This is a genomic window from Arthrospira sp. PCC 8006, assembly GCF_046480465.1.
Lineage (GTDB): Bacteria > Cyanobacteriota > Cyanobacteriia > Cyanobacteriales > Microcoleaceae > Limnospira > Limnospira platensis.
This window is the reverse complement of record NZ_PKGG01000520.1, coordinates 1-592: the sequence shown is the minus strand read 5'-3', so window position 1 is coordinate 592 and position 592 is coordinate 1. Positions and strand designations below refer to the sequence as shown.

The following is a 592-nucleotide window of genomic DNA, read 5'->3' as shown; positions in this document are numbered from 1 at the left end:
AAATTTACATTACTCTTGACTTTTTGCACTTTCCGATTATAAATAAGTGTACGATGACCTAGTTTATTTTGCCAACTTATTCCTCGTAAATATAACTCAATTTCTGTATCATTATTGGTCATATATAACCATTTTTGGGTGCGGGAATCTTGCCAGGAATATTTTTTCCCAGCAATGCTGAGAGTTGCCAGAATAGCACGGGTTAATTTCCTTTGTGCTAATACTCCCCCAATGTTACGCATTGAACCCCCCAGACTGTCACCACGAGTCAATAAAAATCTAAATACTAATTCCTCTACAAAATTTGTGCCTGCTGGCTCCAGAAAATTCTTAATTAGACCATTTATTGCATCAATTTTATCCTCTGGCATCAAATATTTAAGGGATTTATGAGATAGTCCTGCTGCCGTCAGTAATCCGATCTCAATACCTCTGATATTGAGTAAATCAGCAGCATAGGTAGCTTGACTAGCCGCTTGTTGTAGTGCTTGAGCTTCTGCAATATAAGGTGTAGCTCGTCGATTTCTCTCCAGTGACAGTGCTACAAAACCCGCACGGACAGCTTCATAAGTTGTCACCAAATCGTTACTAG

1 protein-coding gene is annotated in these 592 nt (G+C 38.9%); it reads right to left on the bottom strand.

The window, feature by feature from the left end; genetic code table 11:
* The coding region (locus tag B9T16_RS29155) for an AvaI/BsoBI family type II restriction endonuclease (RefSeq protein ID WP_410246444.1) at nucleotides 1-578 on the bottom strand (578 nt) is incomplete at its 3' end.
* Between the last annotated feature and the right edge of the window lie 14 nt (nucleotides 579-592).